Origin of the sequence: Pseudomonas sp. PDM18 (assembly GCF_014852585.1) — a bacterium.
Taxonomy (GTDB): domain Bacteria; phylum Pseudomonadota; class Gammaproteobacteria; order Pseudomonadales; family Pseudomonadaceae; genus Pseudomonas.
In genome coordinates this window covers 83816-104126 of the sequence record NZ_JACVBX010000001.1, presented here as the reverse complement: position 1 = coordinate 104126, position 20311 = coordinate 83816, and the positions used below count along the sequence as shown (strand labels likewise).

General features: G+C 62.1%; 17 protein-coding genes and 1 tRNA gene. 8 read left to right on the top strand and 10 right to left on the bottom strand.

Features of this window, described 5'->3' with window-relative positions; all coding sequences use genetic code 11:
- Positions 1-16 precede the first annotated feature (16 nt).
- The gene (locus IB274_RS00460) at positions 17-2428 is read left to right on the top strand and encodes a diguanylate cyclase (RefSeq protein ID WP_192430187.1); all 2412 of its coding nucleotides are present in this window, start codon (positions 17-19) and stop codon (positions 2426-2428) included.
- Positions 2429-2468: 40 nt separating this feature from the next.
- Here the strand turns inward: IB274_RS00460 and dacB are convergent, their stop codons facing one another.
- Positions 2469-3905: a D-alanyl-D-alanine carboxypeptidase/D-alanyl-D-alanine-endopeptidase gene (gene dacB, locus IB274_RS00455; RefSeq protein WP_192430186.1), complete on the bottom strand. Its 1437-nt coding sequence runs from the start codon at positions 3903-3905 to the stop codon at positions 2469-2471.
- A gap of 255 nt (positions 3906-4160) precedes the next feature.
- On the opposite strand from dacB, the gene IB274_RS00450 reads away from it, so the two are divergent.
- From IB274_RS00450 to IB274_RS00440, 3 genes are all read left to right on the top strand, one after another.
- A complete protein-coding gene (locus IB274_RS00450) occupies positions 4161-4508 on the top strand; it encodes a YggL family protein (RefSeq protein ID WP_192430185.1) in 348 nt (115 codons plus the stop codon).
- A 986-nt stretch (positions 4509-5494) separates the two neighbouring features.
- Complete coding sequence (locus tag IB274_RS00445) at positions 5495-6121, top strand: response regulator (protein WP_192430184.1); 627 nt, start codon at positions 5495-5497, stop codon at positions 6119-6121.
- A 92-nt stretch (positions 6122-6213) separates the two neighbouring features.
- On the top strand, positions 6214-9771 hold the full coding sequence (locus IB274_RS00440; protein ID WP_225614610.1) for a transporter substrate-binding domain-containing protein: 3558 nt from the start codon (positions 6214-6216) through the stop codon (positions 9769-9771).
- A gap of 12 nt (positions 9772-9783) precedes the next feature.
- Here IB274_RS00440 and IB274_RS00435 read toward each other — a convergent pair whose 3' ends face one another.
- The 5 genes from IB274_RS00435 to IB274_RS00415 form a co-directional block, all read right to left on the bottom strand.
- Positions 9784-11115, bottom strand: coding sequence for a deoxyguanosinetriphosphate triphosphohydrolase (locus tag IB274_RS00435; RefSeq protein WP_192430182.1), 1332 nt, complete (start codon positions 11113-11115; stop codon positions 9784-9786).
- A gap of 69 nt (positions 11116-11184) precedes the next feature.
- Entirely contained in the window at positions 11185-12351 is a 1167-nt protein-coding gene (locus tag IB274_RS00430; RefSeq protein WP_192430181.1) for an EAL domain-containing protein, read from the bottom strand.
- Between the two features lie 82 nt (positions 12352-12433).
- Positions 12434-12778: a hypothetical protein gene (locus tag IB274_RS00425; protein WP_192430180.1), complete on the bottom strand. Its 345-nt coding sequence runs from the start codon at positions 12776-12778 to the stop codon at positions 12434-12436.
- The gene (locus IB274_RS00420; RefSeq protein WP_192430890.1) at positions 12775-13155 is read right to left on the bottom strand and encodes a phage holin family protein; all 381 of its coding nucleotides are present in this window, start codon (positions 13153-13155) and stop codon (positions 12775-12777) included. The genes IB274_RS00425 and IB274_RS00420 overlap by 4 nt, the downstream gene beginning before the upstream one ends.
- A gap of 15 nt (positions 13156-13170) precedes the next feature.
- Positions 13171-13488 (bottom strand): DUF883 family protein, encoded by a 318-nt coding sequence (locus IB274_RS00415; protein ID WP_045211754.1) that lies wholly within the window; start codon positions 13486-13488, stop codon positions 13171-13173.
- 404 nt (positions 13489-13892) lie between these two features.
- Between IB274_RS00415 and IB274_RS00410 the strand changes: the two genes are divergently transcribed.
- A complete protein-coding gene (locus IB274_RS00410; protein ID WP_192430179.1) occupies positions 13893-15101 on the top strand; it encodes an ammonium transporter in 1209 nt (402 codons plus the stop codon).
- A gap of 62 nt (positions 15102-15163) precedes the next feature.
- On the opposite strand, the gene IB274_RS00405 is transcribed toward IB274_RS00410, so the two are convergent.
- From IB274_RS00405 to IB274_RS00395, 3 genes are all read right to left on the bottom strand, one after another.
- Positions 15164-16435 (bottom strand): OprD family porin, encoded by a 1272-nt coding sequence (locus IB274_RS00405; RefSeq protein WP_081519420.1) that lies wholly within the window; start codon positions 16433-16435, stop codon positions 15164-15166.
- A gap of 177 nt (positions 16436-16612) precedes the next feature.
- Positions 16613-17479: an MBL fold metallo-hydrolase gene (locus IB274_RS00400; RefSeq protein ID WP_192430178.1), complete on the bottom strand. Its 867-nt coding sequence runs from the start codon at positions 17477-17479 to the stop codon at positions 16613-16615.
- Between the two features lie 71 nt (positions 17480-17550).
- The gene (locus IB274_RS00395) at positions 17551-18147 is read right to left on the bottom strand and encodes a glutathione S-transferase family protein (RefSeq protein ID WP_192430177.1); all 597 of its coding nucleotides are present in this window, start codon (positions 18145-18147) and stop codon (positions 17551-17553) included.
- Between the two features lie 191 nt (positions 18148-18338).
- On the opposite strand from IB274_RS00395, the gene IB274_RS00390 reads away from it, so the two are divergent.
- From IB274_RS00390 to IB274_RS00380, 3 genes are read left to right on the top strand one after another with little or no spacing between them, the layout of a single operon-like run.
- Positions 18339-18896, top strand: coding sequence for a TetR/AcrR family transcriptional regulator (locus IB274_RS00390; RefSeq protein ID WP_192430176.1), 558 nt, complete (start codon positions 18339-18341; stop codon positions 18894-18896).
- A gap of 28 nt (positions 18897-18924) precedes the next feature.
- Complete coding sequence (locus IB274_RS00385) at positions 18925-19164, top strand: glutaredoxin family protein (protein ID WP_318652845.1); 240 nt, start codon at positions 18925-18927, stop codon at positions 19162-19164.
- Positions 19165-19215: 51 nt separating this feature from the next.
- Complete coding sequence (locus IB274_RS00380; RefSeq protein WP_192430174.1) at positions 19216-20091, top strand: NAD(P)-dependent oxidoreductase; 876 nt, start codon at positions 19216-19218, stop codon at positions 20089-20091.
- Positions 20092-20207: 116 nt separating this feature from the next.
- Here the strand turns inward: IB274_RS00380 and IB274_RS00375 are convergent.
- Positions 20208-20284, bottom strand: a tRNA-Pro gene (locus IB274_RS00375).
- Positions 20285-20311 lie beyond the last annotated feature (27 nt).

Below are 20311 nucleotides of genomic sequence, written 5' to 3'. Positions count from 1 at the left end.
AGAGTTGGGAAAACGCATGACTCAGTTGCCGGCCTACAAGCAGTTGCCCGCCGCTCAGGGAGTCGCCAGCCAGAAGAAGGCCCTGCGTGCCGCCGGCGTCGTGCTGGTGGCCGGCCTCTTGTTGACGGCGTTGCTCGGCGGGAATGTTTGGCGCAACGCTCGCACCTTTCTGGAACAGCAATTCACCCTCTCCGCCAACGAGCGGATCGAGCGCGTACGCGAGCGGCTTTCGAATCAGCAGAGCGAACTGGAATCGATCCAACGCTTCTTCGAGAATTCCACGAACGTTTCCCGCGAGGAATTCGAGCACTTCGTCAGCCCGTTGCTGGGCGACACCCTGGGGTATGCCTGGCTCCCACGCGTGGACCAGCGTCAGCGCGATGCCTTCGAGGCTCGCGCCCATGATGCCGGCATGCTCGATTACATGCTTTTCGAGCTGGACCTGCAGGGTCAGCCGATTCCGGCACAGGTGCGCGAGCGCTATTTTCCCGTCCTCTATGGCGCCTCCGAGTACCTGGAAGAGATGCCCCTGGGCCTGGACCTGAACTCGACCCTGCCGGGGCGCGAATTGACCCAGCGAGTGGTGAAGACACGTTCTGTGGCCGCCTCGATGCCCGTGGTCCTGCCTGGGGCGCCGCCGGCGGACTCCACCGGTCTGCTGTTGGCGGCGCCCCTCTATCGCAACAGCACGACACCCAGCCCGACAGCCGAAACCCGAGTCGGTATCCAGGGCATCCTGCTGGCGGCGATCAGCTACCGCCTGCTCATCGAACAGGGATCGGAAGCGCGCGGCGAGCAGTTGGCGCTGACACTGCGTGATGCCGGTGACCCGCGTCCGGATGTGCCGCTGTACCGCGGCCCGGTGGCGGCTGATCAGACGGCGGGACTGGTTGCCGAGCGGCACCTGCCTTTTGCCGGTCGTGACTACCTGGTGCGCGTCGAGCCTTCCAGCGACTTCCTGCGGCGCAACCAGGGGCACCCGCAGCTCTGGGTGGCGTTCGCTGGCGGGCTGACTTCCCTGTTGCTGGCGGGCTATGTGCTGACGCTGCTGGGGCAACGCCAGCGGGCCCTGCAGCTGGTGGGCGAGCGGACTGCCGAGTTGCGGGCCAACCAGCTGGAGCTGCAGGAGAACCAGGCGCGTCTGCACTTCGCCATGGACAGCGCCGGCCACGGCGTCTGGGACTGGAGTCTGGATACCGGCAACGTGTTCTATTCCCATGCCTGGAAAGCCATGCTCGGCTACCGCGACAGCGAGGTGGGCACGACCACCGACGAGAGCCTGAGCCGCGTCCATCCTGAGGACAAGGACGCGCGCTGCGATGCGCTGCGCCGGCATCTTCGCGGCGAATCCTCGCTGTACCAGAGTGAGCACCGGCTGCTTTGCAAGAGCGGGCGCTGGCTCTGGGTGCTGGATCGCGGTCAGGTGGTGGAGCGCGACAACGACGGTTCGCCGCGCCGCATGATCGGCACCCAGACCGACATCAGTTCGCGCAAGGCCGCCGAGCTGGAGCTGGGCGAGGTCAACAGTCGCCTGCACGGTCTGCTGGATGCGGCGACCCAGGTGGCCATCGTTTCGACTGATCTACGCGGCTTCGTGCGCAGCTTCAATGTGGGTGCCGAGCGCATGTTCGGCTACAGCGCCCAGGAAGTGATCGGCCGGCCGGTGCCGGAGAACGTCTTCGTCAAGGACGAGATCCGTCGCCGCGCGCAGGACCTGTCTAACATCCTCGGACGCGAGATTCGGGGTTTCGACGTCGTTGGCGCTCTCGTAGGCGAAGGGCACGAGGAGCACGAGTGGACCTGCGTACGCCGTGATGGCCGGCAACTGAAGATCAACCTGATCATTACCGGCGTGCGCGATTCGGCGGGCAACACCACAGGTTATCTGGGCATTGCCACCGACATTACCCGGCGCAAGGAGGCGGAGATGGAGTTGCGGCGCCTGTCGGTCACCGATGCACTGACGGGCATTCACAATCGCCGCTATTTCAAGGAGCAACTGGATCAGGCCATGGCGCGCTGTGCCCGCAATGGCGAGCCGTTGTCGCTGGTGATGTTCGACATCGACCACTTCAAGGACATCAACGACCGCTTCGGCCACGAGGCGGGCGATATTGTGCTGGTCACCCTGTGTCAGCGCATCGCGCAGCGGCTGCGCAAGGTCGATGTGTTCTGCCGGATCGGTGGCGAGGAGCTTGTGGTGCTCTGTCCGGGAAACACTACGGAGCAGGCCTGGCAACTGGCGGAGGCTCTTTGGAGGGCCTTGCGCGGGCAGCCAATGGAGGGCGTCGGCGTGGTGACGGCGAGCTTCGGTGTTGCCTCCTGGTGCCCCGGCGAAAGTGCGGACGACCTGCTGCGCAAGGTGGACCGAGCGGTCTATCGCGCCAAGCGGCTGGGGCGGGATCGTCTGGAGAGGGGCGAGGCCTGATGGGCAAGCCCCGGCCCGTTGGCCGGGGTTTGCGTGGGGATCAGCGCTTGGTGCTGCTGTAGAGGTCCAGCAACACCTGGTCGAGGATCGACGAGGCGCCCCACGGCCGGTTGCTGTTGAGGATCGCCACCACTACCCAGGTGCGGCCGTTGGCGTCGCGGCTGAAGCCGGCAAGCGCGCGTACGGTGTTCAGGGTGCCGGTCTTCACATGGGCTTCGCCGGCCATGGGCGTGCCGCGCAGGCGTTTGCGCATGGTGCCGTCCTTCGCCACGATCGGTAGCGAAGAGATGTACTCCGCGGCGTAGGGGCTGTGCCACGCTGCCTGGAGCATGGCAGCCATCTCGCGGGCACTGACCCGCTCGTCACGGGACAGACCCGAACCGTTTTCCATCACCAGATGGCTCGCAGTGATGCCCTTGCGCGCCAGCCACTGGCGGATCACCCGCTGGGCGGCCTGGGCGTCGTCCGCGTCGGCGCCATTGCGATACTGGCGGCCGACCGAGAGGAACAGTTGGCGGGCCATGGTGTTGTTACTGAACTTGTTGATGTCGCGGATGATTTCCACGACGTCTGGCGACATGGCGCGAGCCACCAGGGTGGCGTTCTTCGGCACGGTGCCTTCGCGATCCTTGCCGAGGATGCTGCCACCCAGCTCCTGCCAGATGCCGCGCACGGCGCCAGCGGTGTAGGCCGGGTGCTCGAGAAGGGACATGTAGGTCTGCGCGCTGCAACCCTGCGGAATCTGCCCGGTGGCGACCAGCGAAGTGCCGTCGAACTGGGTTACCGGGTTGAAGCGCAGTTTCGGCCAGGCGGGGCAAGCAGCAGCCTTGCTCACCTGGATCTGGTTGTCGATGCGCACGTTCGCCAGCGGCGGGTCCATCAGCACGGTGGCTTTGTTGCCTTCGGTGCGGATCACCAGGCGCACGCTCTTCAGGTTGACCATCAGCGAATCCGGGCCGACCAGGAAGGGCTTGTTGTCGTCGCCGCCGTCGTCATTGAAGACCGGCAATTGCGGGATGTTGAAGTAGCTGCGGTCCAGCACCAGGTCGCCGGTGACCTTGTTCACGCCGTTGGCGCGCAGGTCGCGCATCATCAGCCAGAGCTTCTCCAGGTTCAGCTTCGGATCGCCGCCGCCCTTGAGATAGAGGTTGCCGTTGAGAGTGCCGTCCTTGAGCTGGCCGTCGGTGTAGAACTCAGTCTGCCACTGGTAGGTTGGGCCGAGCATTTCCAGGGCGGCATAGGTGGTGAACAGTTTCATGGTCGACGCCGGGTTCACCGAGACGTCAGCGTTGAAATAGGTGGCGTTGCCGGGGCCTTCCAGAGGAATCATCACAAGCGACAAGGCATCGTCGGTCAGCTTGCTGGCCCGCAGCGCTTTCTGTACGCGTTCAGGCAGGGTGCTGTTGATCTGGGCAACGGCAGGCAGGGCGAAGGGCAATAAGGTGGCGAGAGCGAGGACACGCAGAGAATTGAACATAGAAAAGATGACATCCCAGTGGTCGGGCATTGACTTGAAAAAATGAAAAGATAAAGCGCAACACTACAGATGAAATACTCCCTGCTGGACCAGGAGCTGCGGCACATTATGCCGCAAGCTGTACCAGGATGCGCTGGCCTTTGGATGCCAGTCGTCCCGGAGAAGCTTATCGGGACATCGTTCGCGCAGGTCCCGGAAATATTTTGGACGCGCTCGTGCACCGAGCGGCGAAAGCCCTCTTGAGGAGAGATACGGATGGCTACCCATCGTTCCCGTCGTTTACGCAAGAAGTTGTGTGTCGATGAGTTCCAGGAACTCGGCTTCGAAGTGAGTTTTCAGTACAAGGAAGGCACAGACGAAGAGGCTGTTGGGGCTTTCATGAAGCGATTCATGGGCATCGCCGTTGAGCCCAACAATCTGGTCTATAGCGGTTGCGACGAGTACGGGTTCATCTGTCTCGCCCGGCGCGGCTCAGTGAGCGCGGAACAGCGCGAGCTGATTGATGAGTGGCTGAAGCAGCAGCCGGAACTGGCGGGAGTTAGTGTCAGCCCCCTGATCGATGCCTGGTATCCGGATCAGCCGGTCAATTCGACTCCTCGCTGAGTGGCGGACGTTTGTTCGCCTGAAGAGCCCCAGCACCTGCGCGAGGAGATTGGCTGGGAGGGGCCGTACGGGGGCGCACGCCTTGAGCAATTGCTAGTTGATGTGTAGGCCCCCTTGATTCTCGCCAAGCTCTTTGGGACTGAGCTGGAGTGGATTGTCTTCGGCTACAGGAATTCTCATTTTTGTCCTGCATGGCACATGTTTTTTGATCTGTTGGGTTGATATCTGAGAATTGTTTTCTAAGTTTCTCAGCTGCCAATGGTGAGTTTCGGGGTAGGGCCCCTGTTCGGAAGTTTTGTGATTTTCTTTATTCTTTTTTGAAGGTTTATTGTTTGGTCTTGGGATCTTTCTCGTTGCCTCTGTTGTAGTTGGTTTCTCGTAATGGTTTGCTTTGCTTCTTGTGATTATCTGTGTGGAGTTTAAGTGGGTTTATTGTTAGCTTGCCGTTTTCCTGGGTTCTTGTTTTGGCTTTCTGAAAGTTAAGGTTCGTGTGGTCGTAAGTAGGTAATTGCTCGGTTCCTGATGTGTGAATAAAGTGAAATAAATCGCCCCGTCGCGAGTTGCAGGAAAGTTTTTTCCTGCTCATTTCAATTTGTCGTTATCGGCTCCAGGTCTTGCTACTGGCGCTGGGGGGAAGGGTTGGTGCCCACGGTTCCCTCTTCGAAATCCTCAGCTTGACTTGCTTGCGCAATTTTCACTCTATTTCTTGTCGCCGGATGGAAGGCATCTTTCGGAGTATTAGTCAGGCATGCGGGAATGGGTTGTTCGGTGACTAATTCGGAAACTTTACCGCGAGATGTCGGAGTTTTCTTGTCGCTCGACTGAGGATAACAACGGTTTTGGTTTTGTTTGTAGGAATTATTTAGATGTTTCGTAGGAATTCCCCTTGAATGTCGATAATTAAGCTGGGTCATCTCGACAGAATGGACTCAGCATATATCTTGCTGGCGGATGTTTCACTTTTATGAGCCAGTGGGAGAAGCCCTGTGAGCAAAATACTTATCGTTGACGATCACCCGGTCATTCGCATGGCAATGCGTGTATTGCTGGAAAAGGAAGGCCATACCATCGTTGGTGAGTCCGACAACGGCGTGGATGCGCTTTCGCTTGTCAAGGAGCTGGTTCCCGATCTTGTCGTGCTGGATATCGGCATTCCTCGGCTGGATGGCCTCGAGGTGATCAGTCGTATTTCCGCCCTCGAGCTCTCGCTCAAGGTTCTGGTGCTGACCGGGCAGAGCGCCTCGCTGTTCGCCATGCGCTGCATGCAGGCTGGCGCTTCGGGCTTCGTCTGCAAGCAGGGCGGCCTGGCCGAATTGATCAGCGCGGTCAATGCAGTTGTCGCCGGTTACAACTACTTCCCCAGCAAGGCTGTGCGCCAGCCGCGTCGCAACAATGAGCAGATGGACGATCATGAGCTCATCCAGCGGCTATCCGATCGCGAGATGGCTGTCCTTCAGTACCTGGCCAACGGCTATTCGAACAAGGAAATCTCCGAGCAGATGTTCATCAGCAACAAGACGGTCAGCACTTACAAGACCCGACTGTTGCTGAAGCTCAATGCGCATTCGCTGGTCGATCTGATCGAGTTTGCCAAGCGGAACGCGCTGGTTTGAGACGCGTGATGTCCTGCTTGCGCCTGTGTGTTGCCACGTTGCTGCTCATCTGTTGTGGATGGGTGACGGCGCAACCGCACGACTGGAGCTCGATGAACCTGCTGGCACGTCCGTTGGACGAATCGGTCAAGGTAGTGTTGGACGACTCGAGTTGGCAGTGGTTGAGGGACAAGCGGACACTCCGTTTGGGGGTCACCGCTCCCGACTATGCCCCGCTCGATATAACCACCAGCGGCACTGAGCTGGAGGGCGTCACGGCCGATATCGTGGGTGTGGTTGCCGACGCGCTCAATGTCCGGGTGGAGATTCGGCGTTATACTGATCGGGATTCCGCCATTGCGGCGCTGGCGCGCGGCGACATAGACCTGCTGAGCCGTGCCACCAATTACGAGGCAGCTTGGCCCGGCATCGTGCTGTCCCGTCCATATTTTTCAAACCAGCCCGTGGTTGTTGGTCCGGAAGGTACCCGACTGGAAAGCGTCGGACCGCTCGTTGGCAAGCGCATTGCCGTGGTCAGCGACTATTACTCGGCTGAGGAGCGAGACAAGTACTTCAGCGGCGCCTCGGAGAAGAGTTATCACTCTGTGCTAAGGGCGCTGGAGGCCGTGGCGTTTGGCCAGGCCGATTTGTATGTAGGCGATGTTTTCACCGCACAGTACCTGATCAGCCAGAGGAACCTGGCCAGCCTAAAGGTGCTTAATTTCGCCGGCTTCGATGGTCCGGGGTTCAGCTTCGCGCTGAGGGCTTCCGAGCCGGAGTTGCGCGACATACTCGACCGGACACTGGCCGCTATTCCCCGATCGGCGGAAAGCACCGTACAGCGTCGGTGGAGTCCGGGCGGTGCCTACTCGATCTCCGACCAGCGCCTGATACTGACTCCACGAGAGCAGCGCTGGCTGGATCGCCATCCCAGGCCGGTGGTCATGGTTGACCAAGCCCTGGCGCCTATCTCCTTCCTTGATGCCCATGGCAAGTTTCGTGGCATCGCCGCCGATGTACTTGAGCTTATCCAGAGTCGTGTCGGCATCGATTTTGAGGTGCGGCCGCAGTCGAGTGAGGCGGGCATGATGAGCCAGGTCCGTGCCGGCAAAGCCGAGGTGATCGCGGCCCTGACGCCGACGGCAAGGCGCGAGGAGTTGCTGGGTTTCACTCGACCGTATATGACGAACTCCTTCGTTGTTGTCGTGTCCCAGAACGCTGGCTGGTTGCACTCGCTGGATGATCTCGACGGGCGACGCGTTGCCGTGCCCAGGGATTCTGCAGTCGCCGAGTTCATGCGTGAGCGTCATCCCAAGGTGGAACTGGTGGAGGTCGAGAATCACGTCAACGACCTGTCCATGATCAGCGAGGGAAAGATTGATGCGGGCATCCATATGCTGTCGCCTGCAAACTACCTGATTTCCCGCTACTACCCCGAGCTTCGCGTTGCACTCGCCCTTGATCGGGAGCCGGGGCAGTTCTCACTTGCTGTTTCTCGCGCGGATCCGGAGCTGCTCGGCATTCTGAATAAGGCGATTCTCGCCATCTCGCCCGAGGACATGAGCAACATCATTGCGCGTTGGTCCGCCAGTGTTGAAAAACCTGACAGCATCTGGCAGGGCTACCGCCTGCAATTCGTCCAGCTTGCCTGTGCCGCAGCACTGATTTCCCTTTTGCTGTTGCTGTGGAACTGGCGCTTGTGGTTGAAGGTCCGGCGCCGCCTGGCCTCCGAGCGGGAACTCAACTACCGGCTCGCATTCAAGCGAGCACTGATTGATGGCATTCCCCAGCCAGTGGCGGTGCGCGATTGCGACGGACGTCTGGTCACGTGCAACCTTGGCTTCCTGAGGGAAACTGGCATGTCCCGTGAAACGGTTGCTGGCACCCGTGTCGGGGATTGCTCCTGGCTGGCTGCGCAGGATGCGGAGATGTTCGAGCTGATCCACCGCCAGGCGATGGACACGGACGGCAACATGGCTTCCGATCTGGTGCTGTCGATTCACGATGATGTGCGCAAAATCCATTACTGGGCCACGCCTTACCACGGTCCGGGTGGGGAGATTTCTGGTGTGGTGACCGGCTGGATAGACGTCACCGAGCGGGAGCGTCTGAACTATCAGCTGGAAACCGCCAAGGAGCAGGCTGAGGCGGCGAGTCGTGCCAAAAGCACCTTCCTGGCAACCATGAGTCATGAAATCCGTACGCCGATGAACGCGGTTATCGGAATGCTGGAGCTGGCGCTGACCCGATCGGATCAGGGGCATTGGGAGCGAGAGCCGGTGGAAGTGGCCTACGATTCGGCACGTTCGCTACTGACGCTGATCGGCGACATTCTCGACGTGGCCAAGATCGAGTCCGGTCGCTTGACGCTGATGCCGGAGCGCGCCCATTTGCGCGAGTTGGTGGAGTCCGTTGCGCGGGTATTCGATGGCTTGGCTCGGCAGAAGGCGTTGGAGCTCAGGATGGAGATCGAGGCGGACGCGGCTTGCGATGTGCTGATCGACCCGCTGCGGTTCAAACAGATCCTCTCGAACCTGGTCAGCAATGCCATCAAGTTCACCGACTTCGGCCATGTGAAGATCCGTGTATACGGTGAGCGGGTCGAGGGCGAACGCCTTGCCCTTGAGGTTAGCGTACAGGACAGTGGAATCGGGATATCCGAGGAGGAGCAGCGCCAGCTGTTCGAGCCTTTCAGTCAAATCGCCCGTAGCGGTAGTGCGAGTCGCGGTGGAACAGGGCTAGGGCTCACCATCTGCCGCAAACTGGCGGAGATGATGGGCGGCACGGTGCGCATGGAGAGCCGCCCGGGCGCAGGTACCACGGTCATGGTTCGGTTATTGCTGCAGGCCCTGGAATGCCTGCCCGAAAGCGAAATGGTCAAGGCTGTGGTTGTCCAGAGTATCACCCATCCGCTGAAGGTGTTGGTGGTCGACGATCATGCGGCCAACCGTATGCTGCTCACTCAACAGCTGGAACATCTGGGGCACCGGGTCGAGGTGGCCTCCGACGGCTCCCAGGCACTGCAGCTGTGGCATCCGGGTGACTTCGATCTGGTGATCACCGACTGCAATATGCCGGTGCTCAACGGCTATGATCTGGCTCGGCGAATTCGAGAGCTTGAAGAGGAGATGGAATCCGAGCCCTGCGTGATCTTCGGGTTCACGGCCAACGCCCAGCCGGACGAGATCGAGAATTGCCGGCGTGCCGGGATGAATGATTGCCTGTTCAAGCCCATAGGCCTGGATAACCTGCGTGTGCGGCTGGACGCAGTGCCGAAGACGTCAGCTGCCGGCGACGATCAAGCGTCTGTGGAAAGGCAGGTCGATGGCCTTGATCTGAAGTCTCTGCGGGAGATGACTGGCGGAAACCCTGGCCTGATTCGCCGCCTGCTGGAGGAGTTGCACAGTAGCAACCGGATCGACATCAATCAGGTCCGGCCGCTCTGGGAGGCCGGTGACTGGAAGCGGCTGGCCGATCTGGCTCACCGTATGAGGGGGGCGGCGCGACTGGTCAATGCGGATGCGCTGCAGGATCTGTGCAGCAAGCTCGAGGCTGGCTGCAGGGATGGTCTCGACAGCCAGGAGTTGCGCAATCGAGCACTGGCTGTGGAGCAGGCAATGGCGGCGTTGCAGGACGATCTGCTGCAACAATTGCGCAAGCTGGCCGCCTAGCCCGCGGCCGCTTCAGCTGGGGCTGGAGCGGCCGGTCATTTCGCGCGCCATTTCGGTGGCGTAGCTGTCGGTCATGCCGGCGATGAAGTCTGTCACGCGCAGGAAGGACCGATAGAGCGTCCAGCTCGGGTCCGGCGCGTAGTGACTCAGCAGGTCGAGGATGCGCTGGTTCTTGAACGACGGCGTGCTCTGGCGGTGCTGCTCCAGTACGGCGCCACAGAAGGAATTCAGCAGGATTTCCAGGGTGGTGTAGGCGCCGATCTCATGCAGAGTCTTGCGCTTGTCCTGGAAGATCTTTTCCCGCGCCATGCCTTTCGCCCTCTGCACGCAGCGCTTGGCCTGACCATGCATGTGCTCCACCAGATCGCCCTGCAGGGTGCCTGCGAGCAGGGCCTGCTCCTGCTCGACGAAGGCCCGTGCGGCGGCATTGGTCAGGTGTTCGATGGCCTTGCCGCGCAGGATCGCCATCTTGCGCCGGCGGGAGTCCTTCGGGCCGAGCTGGCGGTAAGTTTCCGGCAAGTCGTCACCGACCAGGTCAAGCAGCAGCGCTTCCACTTCGCTGTAGTCGAGCAGCTCCATTTCCACACCGTCTTCCAGGTCGATCAGGCCATAGCAGATGTCGTCCGCAGCCTCCATCAGGTAGACCAGCGGATGGCGCGCCCAGCGTTCGTCTTCCAGTTGCGGCATACCCAGCTTCTGGGTGATCTGCTCCAGCAGCGGCAACTCGCTGCGGTAGCAGCCGAACTTATGCTTCTTGTATCCCAGGGAGTCGGCGTGACGCGCTGTCCAGGGGTACTTCAGGTAGGTGCCGAGGGTGGCGTAGGTCAGGCGTGTGCCGCCGTCGAACTGGTGGTATTCGAGCTGGGTGAGGACGCGGAAGCCCTGGGCGTTGCCTTCGAAATGCAGGAAGTCCGAGCGTTCTCCGTCGCTCATTCCATCCAGCCAGCCGCGCCCGGCTGCCTGCTGGAACCAGTGGCGGATGGCGTCTTCGCCGGAATGGCCGAAGGGCGGGTTGCCTATGTCGTGGGCAAGGCAAGCGGATTGTACGATCACGCCCAGGTCCGCGGGATCGCACCATTCCGGCAGGCGATCACGAATGATCTCGCCAACCCGCATGCCCAGCGAGCGGCCGACGCAGCCGACCTCCAGTGAGTGGGTCAGGCGAGTATGAATGTGGTCATTGCTCGAAACCGGGTGCACCTGTGTCTTGCGCCCCAGGCGGCGGAAGGCGCCGGAGAAGATGATCCGGTCGTGGTCCTTGTGGAAGGCGCTGCGGCCGAGCTCGGCGCTGCTGTGCACCGGTTTGCCGAGGCGCTCCCGGGGGAGCAGGGTGTGCCAATCCATTCTTCTTTCCGAAATCGAGAGAGTTACCGGCAACGCTAGCCGTTCGCGCTGGCAATCTCAATCGCGGCGCTAGAGGCCTTCGGCGTCGATATCGATGAGCAGAAGGCGTCGTCCCTGGTCGATGAACTGGCCGGCAGTCATGCAGTACTGGTTGGTGGTGGCGTCGCGGTAGGTGTTGGAGAGTGTCAGGCGGCGCTCTTCCCAGCCCTCGGCGAGCAGTTGGTAGAAGTAGGGGCGCCAGGACCAGTTGTGGCCCAGATAGCGACGATTCTCCTTCCAGAACAAGCCGTTCCATTCCAGGTTTGGCGACGTCTGGGTGCCGTGGCGGTCGCACTGGTAGATGCGTAGCAGGCGGCTGAAGGAGTCCGGTGCCGGCGGCAGGCTGCTGAGCATGGCGCCGCCTTCGGCCCAAGGGCGCAGCATGTTCATCAGTTCGGAGAGTTGCTGGCGCAGTTGGATGAGGTTGGAGCGCTCCTGCAGCTTGCGATGCACATAGTGGTCGCGGCGCTGGGCAAAGGCGTCGCGGAAGGCGTCGCTGGCCGGGAATTCCAGGGCCGGCTTGGCGAACAGGAAACCCTGCACGTAGCGTGCCCCGCACTCCAGGGCGAAGTCCATTTCCTCTTCGGTTTCCACGCCCTCGGCGATGATCCAGCAGCCGGTCTTTTCTGCCATCTGCGCCAGGGCCTTTACCACCTCGCCGCTGGGGCCGCCGCGGGCTGCTTCCTGGAACAGGCGCATGTCGAGCTTGAGGATGTCCGGTTGCAGCGCCAGCACACGGTCCAGTTGTGAGTAGCCGGCACCGAAGTCGTCGATGGCGATGCGCGCGCCGGCATCGCGGTAGCGCGCTACCACTTCTGGCAGGCGCTGGTGAGCGCCGCCCAGTTCTGTGATTTCGAAGACCACGCGCTCCGGCGGCACGCCTTGCTGCTGTAGCTGCTTGAGGCTGGGCAGCGGCTGGTTCGGGCGCAGGCGGCTGATCCAGCGCGGCGAGATGTTAAGGCTGAGGAACCAGTCCTTGGGCGCTTCATGGATGCGGGCGAGGGCAGCGTCGCGGATCTGCCGGTCGAGACGGCGCAGTTCGGCAAGGCCGACTCGCGGGTTGAAGAACAACGGCCCGACCGATTGCAGGTCACCGTTGTCCTGGCGCAGCCGGCCCAGTGCCTCGACACCGGCGATCAGTCCGGTCGCGGTATCGATGAAGGGCTGGAAGCAGGCGATGGGTTGCCCGTCGATCAAGGGACACATCCTTAGTGGCGTGACAGGAAAGCGCTTGCGCGCAGCTCACTGTCACTTAGCAAGAATGTGGCCAGTCTAGACGTCAGAGATGCGCCGAAGGGGCGGGCGGGTCATTGGGCCCAGGCTTGCTGCGCATCTGCAGGAGGATCGGCAGGAGGGCGATACCCACGCGCAGCAGGCGAATCCAGCGGCGTTTGCGGCCCAAGAGCAGCGCAAGTGCCGCGGCACCGCCAGCGCCCCATAACGGGGTGCTGCCACTCAGGCCGCTGCGTAGGTTTTGGCCGAGGCTGCGTGCCTGCTTCAGCGGCTGCAGCAGCAATTCGCTTTCCTGGCGGATCTGCTGTCGCTGCATTTCCAGGCGCAGGCGGACGATAGCCTTGCGCAATTCGGCGCGGGTCAGGTTGCGGGCGTCGGGCATTTCGCTCATGGCAACAGTCGCTCCCGGTCGCGGGCCAGTTCCTCGAGGGTCGCGCTGAACGGCGAGCTCTCGTCATTGACCAGTATGTGCAGGCGCCAGGCACACAACAGGCTGCCGCCCACGTAGAAGAGGCACAGCCCGATGGCCGCCTGCAGGCGGTAGCTGTCCCAGAAGAGGATCAGCACCAGCACCGACAGGGCGACCAGCAGGAGCAGGGCGAAGACCAGCGCGAGGCCGGCCATCAGCAGCATTTGTACCGTGCGGGTCTTCTGTTCCTGCAACTCGATGCCAAGCAGTTCGACGTGGCCGTGCAGCAGGCCAAGGACCGCGGCGCCGAAGCGCCGCGGGGAAGGGGAGTTGGCCGAGGACTTCGGCCCGGCGTCCATTCCGTCGCTCATCGATCAGCGCCGGCTGACCAGCAGGCCGAGGAGGAAGCCGACACCGGCGGCGATGCCCACGGCCTGCCACGGGTGGTCACCGACGTAGTCCTCGGTGGCGTCCACGGCGGCTTTGCCCTGGTCGCGCACGGAATCCTTGGTGGAATAGATGGCGTCGCGGGCGCGCTTGAGGCTCTCGTGGATCTGCGCGCGCATCTGGTCGGCTTCGGCGCCAGCCAGGTCAGCCGAGCTCTGCAAGAGTTTCTCGGTATCGCTGACGAGGGCCTGGAATTCGGCCAGGAGTTCATCCTTGGCGGCGTTCACTGCGGTCTTGCGAGGCATGTGATGCTCCTTGTGCGGGTTGAGGTTCCTAGATTTCGAGCCCCAGTGTCGCTGGAAAGTTTCTCATAAATTCATCATGAGGCCGCTCTCGCGTGCGAGTTGAAGCCTAGCCGCTGAATGCTGCTGCAGTGGTATGCCGCTTGCATTTCTCTGGTGCGCATGGAGAGCCGAGTGCCCCACGGCGGGGCGTTCCCGGTGCATTGAACGGCCGGGAACATGAGCTCAAACCACTGAAAAACATAAGGAAGTACAGGAAATTGCGAAGCTGGTCGGATGGCTCGTGGGTCATTCTGGTTCAGCGCTCGGCTCCTCTGTGGTGCGCCGCTGCTTCAGTGTGGTGCGACACAGGGCTGCCGCGAGCCGTTTTGGTGCTTTCCCCTTGACCTCCGGGGCTGCCTGTAGTGATGGAAAACCTCAATAGTGCCGTAGAGACGCTGGTCCACGGCTCCAACACGCTGTTCCTCCTGATGGGCGCGGTCATGGTGCTGGCCATGCACGCGGGCTTTGCTTTCCTGGAAGTGGGCACGGTGCGCCTGAAGAACCAGGTGAATGCCCTGTCGAAGATCCTCTCGGACTTCGCCATCTCGACCCTGGCTTACTTCTTCATCGGCTACTGGATCGCCTATGGCGTCACGTTCCTGCAGCCGGCGGCGACGCTGGCGCACGAAAACGGCTATGCGCTGGTGAAGTTCTTCTTCCTGCTGACCTTCGCCGCGGCGATTCCCGCGATCATTTCCGGCGGCATCGCCGAGCGCGCGCGGTTCGGTCCGCAGCTGTGTGCCACGGCGTTGATCGTGGCCTTCGTCTATCCGTTCTTCGAGGGGCTGATCTGGAATGGGAACTTCGGCTTCCAGGCCTGGCTAAAGGCCGAGTTCGGCGCAGCCTTCCATGATTTCGCCGGCTCCGTGGTGGTGCATGCCTTTGGCGGCTGGCTGGCGCTGGCGGCGGTGATACTGCTGGGACAGCGCAATGGGCGTTATCGCGAGGGGCGATTGGTCGCTTTTGCGCCGTCGAACATTCCGTTCCTGGCGGCGGGTTCGTGGATTCTCATTGTCGGCTGGTTCGGCTTCAACGTGATGAGCGCGCAGTCGCTGGCGGGCGCGAGTGGGTTGGTGGCGGTGAACTCTTTGCTGGCGATGGTTGGCGGCACCGTCGCGTCGCTGCTGGTTGGTCGCAATGACCCGGGCTTCCTGCACAACGGCCCGCTGGCCGGGCTGGTGGCGGTCTGCGCTGGCTCCGACCTGATGCACCCCATTGGCGCCCTGGCCACCGGCATGGTGGCTGGCGCGCTGTTCGTCTGGGCCTTCACCGCGACCCAGGTACGCTGGAAGATCGACGACGTATTGGGCGTCTGGCCGCTGCATGGCCTCTGCGGTGCCTGGGGCGGCATCGCCTGCGGCATCTTCGGTCAACAGGCGCTGGGCGGCCTGGGCGGAGTCAGTCTGGCCAGCCAGGCGATCGGTACGCTGTTCGGTGTGACGGTGGCTTTCGCCGGCGGCCTGTTGGTGTACGGTTTGGTGAAGGCGGCTGTGGGCATCCGCCTGACGAAGGAAGAGGAGTACTACGGCGCCGACCTGTCGATCCACAAGATCGGAGCGCTCAGCCAGGACTAGAGCAGACGTAAGAGCAAGAAAAAGCCCGGCAGATGCCGGGCTTTTTCGTCATGCCGTGAGGATTACCAGAGCGGCATGGTGTAGCTGACGATCAGACGGTTCTCGTCGTAATCGTTGGTGTAGTTGGTGCGCATGGTCGCGTTACGCCACTTCACGCCGAGGTTCTTCAGCGGGCCGTCCTGGAAGACGTAGGCGATGTCGGTGTCGCGTTCCCATTCCTTGCCTTCGCCGTCGGTGGTGATCAGGTCGATGTTGTCGCCTTTCACATAGCGAGTCATGAAGGTCAGGCCGGGGATGCCGAGGCCGGCGAAGTTGTAGTCGTAGCGCGCCTGCCAGGATTTTTCGTCCTTGTTGGCGAAGTCGCCGATCTGGATGTAGTTCACCAGGTAGGGGTCGGTGCCGTTGATGTAGGCGAAGCCGGTGTCGCCGCTCATCTTCTGGTAGCCGAGGCCGAAGGCGTGGTAGCCCAGGGCATAGGTGAACATGGCGTTGAGCGCCTTGTTGTCGACGTTGCTGCCGCCATCGTCATCGGACTTGGCCCAGCGGATATCGGACTTCAGTGATTGCTTGTCGGCGATCGGTAGCACATGGATCAGGCCCAGGTAGTGCTGCTTGTAGATGTCTTCCAGGCCCCCGTAGTGGTAGCTGGTGCTCAGGCTGTCGGTCCACTTGTAGGTGAGGCCGCCAAACAGGAACTTGTTGGACGTGAGGCTATCGCCGAGCTTGATGTTGCGCTTGCCGCCGCCGGTGATGGTCATGTCCTCGTAGTCAGAGGAGTCGCGCTGGTTGACCTGGTAGAGGCGGCCGCCGTCGACGGTCAGACCGTCGAGTTCAGCGGAGTTCAGGGCGAAACCGCTGAAGGTCTGCGGCAGCAGGCGGGTGTCGTTGAACTGCACTACCGGCATCTTCGGCATCAGGGTGCCACCCTTCAGGGTGGTCTTGGACGCGCGCAGCTTGGCGGTAACGCCCAGGTCGCCGTAGCTGTCTTCGGCGCGCTTGTCGCTCGAGGAACGCTGCAGCAGGCCGGTGCCGCTGCGGTCAGGCGAGGAATCGAGTTTCAGGCCCAGGGTGCCCAGGGCGTCGACGCCGACGCCGATGGTGCCGTCGGTGTAGCCCGACTCATATTTGAGGATGAAACCCTGGGCCCATTCCTCGGCCTTGTTCTGGGCAGGGGCCGGGCTGTCCTGGCGGAAGTCGCGGTTGAAGTAGAAGTTACGCAGTTCGACGGTGGCCTTGCTGTCCTTGATGAAGTCAGCGTGGGCGAGTGTCGGAAGGATAAAGCTGGTACCCAGCGCGGCCAAAGCCACGGCACGGGCGATCGGGGTCTTGCTCATTGTTATTGTCTCCTCGAGCGCTTGGGGCAGTTTGATGATGCCGACTGGATCAGGGTCGGCATGTCAATCTGTTACAGCCTATCTACTAAATCATTACCGAATGTTGACGACTCTTAGACCTTAGTCGCTGATTAGTGAGCTGGCTATTGAAGCGTCGAGTAGCGGCTGGCGTGGCTTTCACTGAATCCAGTGGGGGTAGTAACCGAGTTTGTCCTGCACCAGGGCATCGTGAGCGGGCACCACGGTCAGCTTGGGATAGGCAAGCATCAGTTCGTGGACGCGGGCCACTTCGGCCAGGGTCTGCTCGCGGTTGTTGTCCACCATGTTGCGGCTTACCCAGAACTTCTCATGCGGCCCGGTGAACCCGGAAAGGCGCCAGGTGGTGTCGCCGCTGAAGAAATAGCGCCGTCCGTTGTCGAGAGTGATGAACAGACCTACCGCGCCGGGTGTGTGGCCAACCATGGGCACCAGCACCAGGCTGCCGTCGCCGAACAGGTCGAGGCTGCGGTCGTAGCTCAGGAAGGGGCCGGAATCGAACTGGAAGGGTACCCATTTCACCGGATGGCGAAATTGGCTGGGGAACACCGCCGGCGGCTGGGCGATATGGGCGTAATTGATCTCGTCATAAGTGGCCCAGACCGGGACTTCAGGGAAGTCTGATAGTGCCGAGGCATGGTCCCAGTGGGCGTGGGACAGGATGATCCGATCGATGGAAATGCCGCTGCCCTGCAATTGCTCGCGTGCCGGTTTCAGGCCTTCGTACCGGAATAGCGGCTTGTCCCACCAGGGCATGTCCTGCTTGAACTGCGCGTCCGCCTGGCTGCCCAGCCCGGTGTCGAACAGCAAGGTGGCGGCGTGGTGCTGGACCAGTACGGCGGTGTGGTTCATCGGGACTTTCCGCGTCCAGTCGCCGCCAGCCACGGTGAAGGCATCCAGCGTGGTGATGCCGGAGGTTCGGATCAGCGAGAAGCGCAGGTCGGCGGCCTGGACGTTAAGGCTGGTGAGGGCGAGCAAAGCGACCAGCAGCAGGGTTGGCAGACGCATCGGAGTTTCCTTTTCGTGGAGCGCAGTAAAGCGCCGCGGCATGGACGGCGGCACGGCCAATCAGGAGAGAGTCAGAAAGCGGGTTGAGCGACGTAGCCGGGCAGGGCGCGCACGCGGGCCAGCCAGTCCTGCACATAGGGATAGCCGGAGGGTTCCAGGCCGCCTTCCGTTGCCAGGGTGACGTAGGGGTAGACGGCGATGTCGGCGATGCTCGGTTTGTCCGTCTGAGCCAGCCAGCGGTGGTCGGCCAGCGTTGCGTCCATCAGCTCCAGCGCATGGCGGCCCTTGGCCTGGGCCGCGGCCAGATCGCCTGGGCGCTTGAATAGCTGGATCACCCGCGCCATCGCCAGGCCGTGCTGCACCTCGTTGGACGAGAAGCTCATCCAGTTGGCAATGCGGCCCTGGGTGGTGGCGTCCAGCGGGTACCAGTGCGGTTCGGCATATTGCCGAGCCAGGTAGACGAGGATGGCGTGTGAGTCGCCCAGGCGCAGCTCGCCGTCCTCCAGCGCCGGCACCTGGCCGCGCGGGTTGATCGCCAGGAAGGCCGGACGTTTGTGCGCGCCGCCCATCAGGTCCACCGGTAGCAGCTCGGCTTTTCGGCCGATGAGTCCGAGAAACAGGCGAACCTTGTAGCAGTTGCCGGAAAGTGCGACGTCGTGGAGTTTCATGGCGGGAGTCCTTTGCCGTTGTTGTGGGAAGGCTGTTGTGGGGCGGTGGAATAGATATTAGACAGACAGGTCTGTATAGTTCAAGCGAAATGACCATCCACTAATCGGCATCGGCGCTATCGCCTCGTCAGCGTTCCCGCTCCCCAAGGGCGTCGAGCCTCGCGCATAATGTCCGGTCAGGAGGTAATGCCATGGCATCCAGCAAACGCGAGCTGCTGCTCGCCACCGCCCAGGATCTGTTCTACCGCGAGGGCTATCACGCCACCGGTATCGACCGCATCCTCGCCGAGTCGGGCGTCGCGAAGATGACGCTGTACAAGCACTTCAAGTCCAAGGACGAGCTGATCATGGCGGCGCTGGAAGAGCGCCACGCCCGCATGGTCGAGCGCATGGAAGTGGCCGAGCGCATACTCGCGCCCCGCGAGGCGATCCTGGCGGTCTTCGACGGCCTGCAGGAAGTGCTGAACGGTCCGGACTTCTGCGGCTGCGCTTTCATCCATGCCGCCGGCGAGTTCCACGACCGCGAACATCCCATCCACCAGCAGGCCGCCGAGCACAAGGCGTTTCTCGGGCGCTTCTTCGCGGCCCAACTGGCGCGATTAGGTGCGACGGAGCCGGAAGCCCTGGCGCGCCAACTGCAGTACCTGCTCGAAGGCGTGCTGGTGATGGCGCACATGCAAGGCCCGGCGCAGCAAGGTCGCGAGGCCCGCGCCGTGGCTGATACGCTGCTCAAGCACGCCGGAGTCTGAACTCATGTCGTCAACCTCGGCCCCCTCCCTGCCCCCGGAATGCCAACTCTTCGGCACTCTCGGCTGCCACCTCTGCGAAGTGGCCGAGGCGGTGCTGATGCCCTTCGTCGAACACGGCTTGCTGGTCGAGCTGGTGGATATTGCCGACCACGACGAATGGGTTGAACAGTACGGCCTGAGTATTCCCGTGCTGCGCCGCTGCGATACCGGCGCCGAGCTCAACTGGCCTTTCGATACCGAACAGGTCGCCAGCTTCCTCAGCCGCTGATTCGTCTTCGGCTTTCCTGCTCATCTGTTAAACGATGCGAGGCGCTTTGCAATGAAGATAGGTTTTCTCGGACTGGGCGGCATGGGTGCCGCCATGGCAGCCAACCTGATCAGGGCCGGCCACCAGGTCACCGTGTGGAACCGCTCGCCGGCTGCGGCCGAGCCGTTGGTGGCGCTGGGCGCCATTGCTGCTGCCAACCCCGCGCAGGCCTTCGATGTCGAGCTGGTGATTTCCATGCTGGCCGACGACAACTCCACCCGCGCCGTGTTGCTGGAAAGTGGCGCTCTGGCTTCGGCCAAGGCAGGTTTGGTTCACCTGAGCATGGCCACGCTATCCACCGCTTTCGTCGACGAACTGATCCAGCGGCACCGTGAGCAAGGCGTCGAATTCGTCGCCGCTCCGGTATTCGGACGCACCGATGTCGCCGTCACCGGCAAGCTGAACATCCTGGTCGCCGGCTCCGAGGCCGCCATCGCCAAGGCGCAGCCGGTACTCGACGTACTGGGGCAGAAGACCTGGCCGCTGGGTGACGACCCGCTGCGCGCTGTTGCTGTGAAGATCGCCGGCAACTTCATGATCGCCAGCGCCATCGAGGCGATGGGGGAGAGTGCGGCGCTGGTTAAGACCTATGGCGTAGCCGCGAGCGAGTTCATGGAGATCATGGGCAACACCCTGTTCAACGCGCCGGTCTATCGCAACTACGGCGCACAAATCGCCGAGCAGCGCTTCGATCCGGCCGGCTTCCGTCTGGTGCTGGGTCTCAAGGACGTCGGCCTGGCGCTGTCGGCCGGGTATGAGCAGCGGGTTCCGCTGCCGCTCGCCAGCCTCCTGCGCGATAACTTGCTCGAAGCCATCGCCCACGGTGATGGCGAATTGGACTGGAGCGCCCTTTCACAGGTGGCGCTGCGCAAGTCCGGGCAGCTCTGAGCCGCCCATGAAAAAGCCCGTCCTGCTGGACGGGCTTTTTTGTGCCTGCGAGATCTTCGTTTGAGGAAGAATCGCAGGCAATAAAAAACCCGCCGTTAGGCGGGTTTTTCGGGATTTGGTCGGAGCGACTGGATTCGAACCAGCGACCTTCTCGTCCCGAACGAGACGCGCTACCAAGCTGCGCTACGCTCCGTTTGTTGGCGCGCATTCTACCGAAAAA

What these genes read in the sequence shown, in the direction of transcription:
- IB274_RS00395 (WP_192430177.1), bottom strand. Translation starts at nt 18,147, where the DNA reads ATGAAACTCCACGACGTCGCACTTTCCGGCAACTGCTACAAGGTTCGC.
- IB274_RS00415 (WP_045211754.1), bottom strand. Translation starts at nt 13,488, where the DNA reads ATGCCTCGCAAGACCGCAGTGAACGCCGCCAAGGATGAACTCCTGGCC.
- IB274_RS00420 (WP_192430890.1), bottom strand. Translation starts at nt 13,155, where the DNA reads ATGGACGCCGGGCCGAAGTCCTCGGCCAACTCCCCTTCCCCGCGGCGC.
- IB274_RS00425 (WP_192430180.1), bottom strand. Translation starts at nt 12,778, where the DNA reads ATGAGCGAAATGCCCGACGCCCGCAACCTGACCCGCGCCGAATTGCGC.
- IB274_RS00405 (WP_081519420.1), bottom strand. Translation starts at nt 16,435, where the DNA reads ATGAGCAAGACCCCGATCGCCCGTGCCGTGGCTTTGGCCGCGCTGGGT.
- IB274_RS00440 (WP_225614610.1), top strand. Translation starts at nt 6,214, where the DNA reads ATGAACCTGCTGGCACGTCCGTTGGACGAATCGGTCAAGGTAGTGTTG.
- IB274_RS00450 (WP_192430185.1), top strand. Translation starts at nt 4,161, where the DNA reads ATGGCTACCCATCGTTCCCGTCGTTTACGCAAGAAGTTGTGTGTCGAT.
- IB274_RS00400 (WP_192430178.1), bottom strand. Translation starts at nt 17,479, where the DNA reads ATGCGTCTGCCAACCCTGCTGCTGGTCGCTTTGCTCGCCCTCACCAGC.
- IB274_RS00460 (WP_192430187.1), top strand. Translation starts at nt 17, where the DNA reads ATGACTCAGTTGCCGGCCTACAAGCAGTTGCCCGCCGCTCAGGGAGTC.
- IB274_RS00435 (WP_192430182.1), bottom strand. Translation starts at nt 11,115, where the DNA reads ATGGATTGGCACACCCTGCTCCCCCGGGAGCGCCTCGGCAAACCGGTG.
- IB274_RS00390 (WP_192430176.1), top strand. Translation starts at nt 18,339, where the DNA reads ATGGCATCCAGCAAACGCGAGCTGCTGCTCGCCACCGCCCAGGATCTG.
- IB274_RS00410 (WP_192430179.1), top strand. Translation starts at nt 13,893, where the DNA reads ATGGAAAACCTCAATAGTGCCGTAGAGACGCTGGTCCACGGCTCCAAC.
- dacB (WP_192430186.1), bottom strand. Translation starts at nt 3,905, where the DNA reads ATGTTCAATTCTCTGCGTGTCCTCGCTCTCGCCACCTTATTGCCCTTC.
- IB274_RS00380 (WP_192430174.1), top strand. Translation starts at nt 19,216, where the DNA reads ATGAAGATAGGTTTTCTCGGACTGGGCGGCATGGGTGCCGCCATGGCA.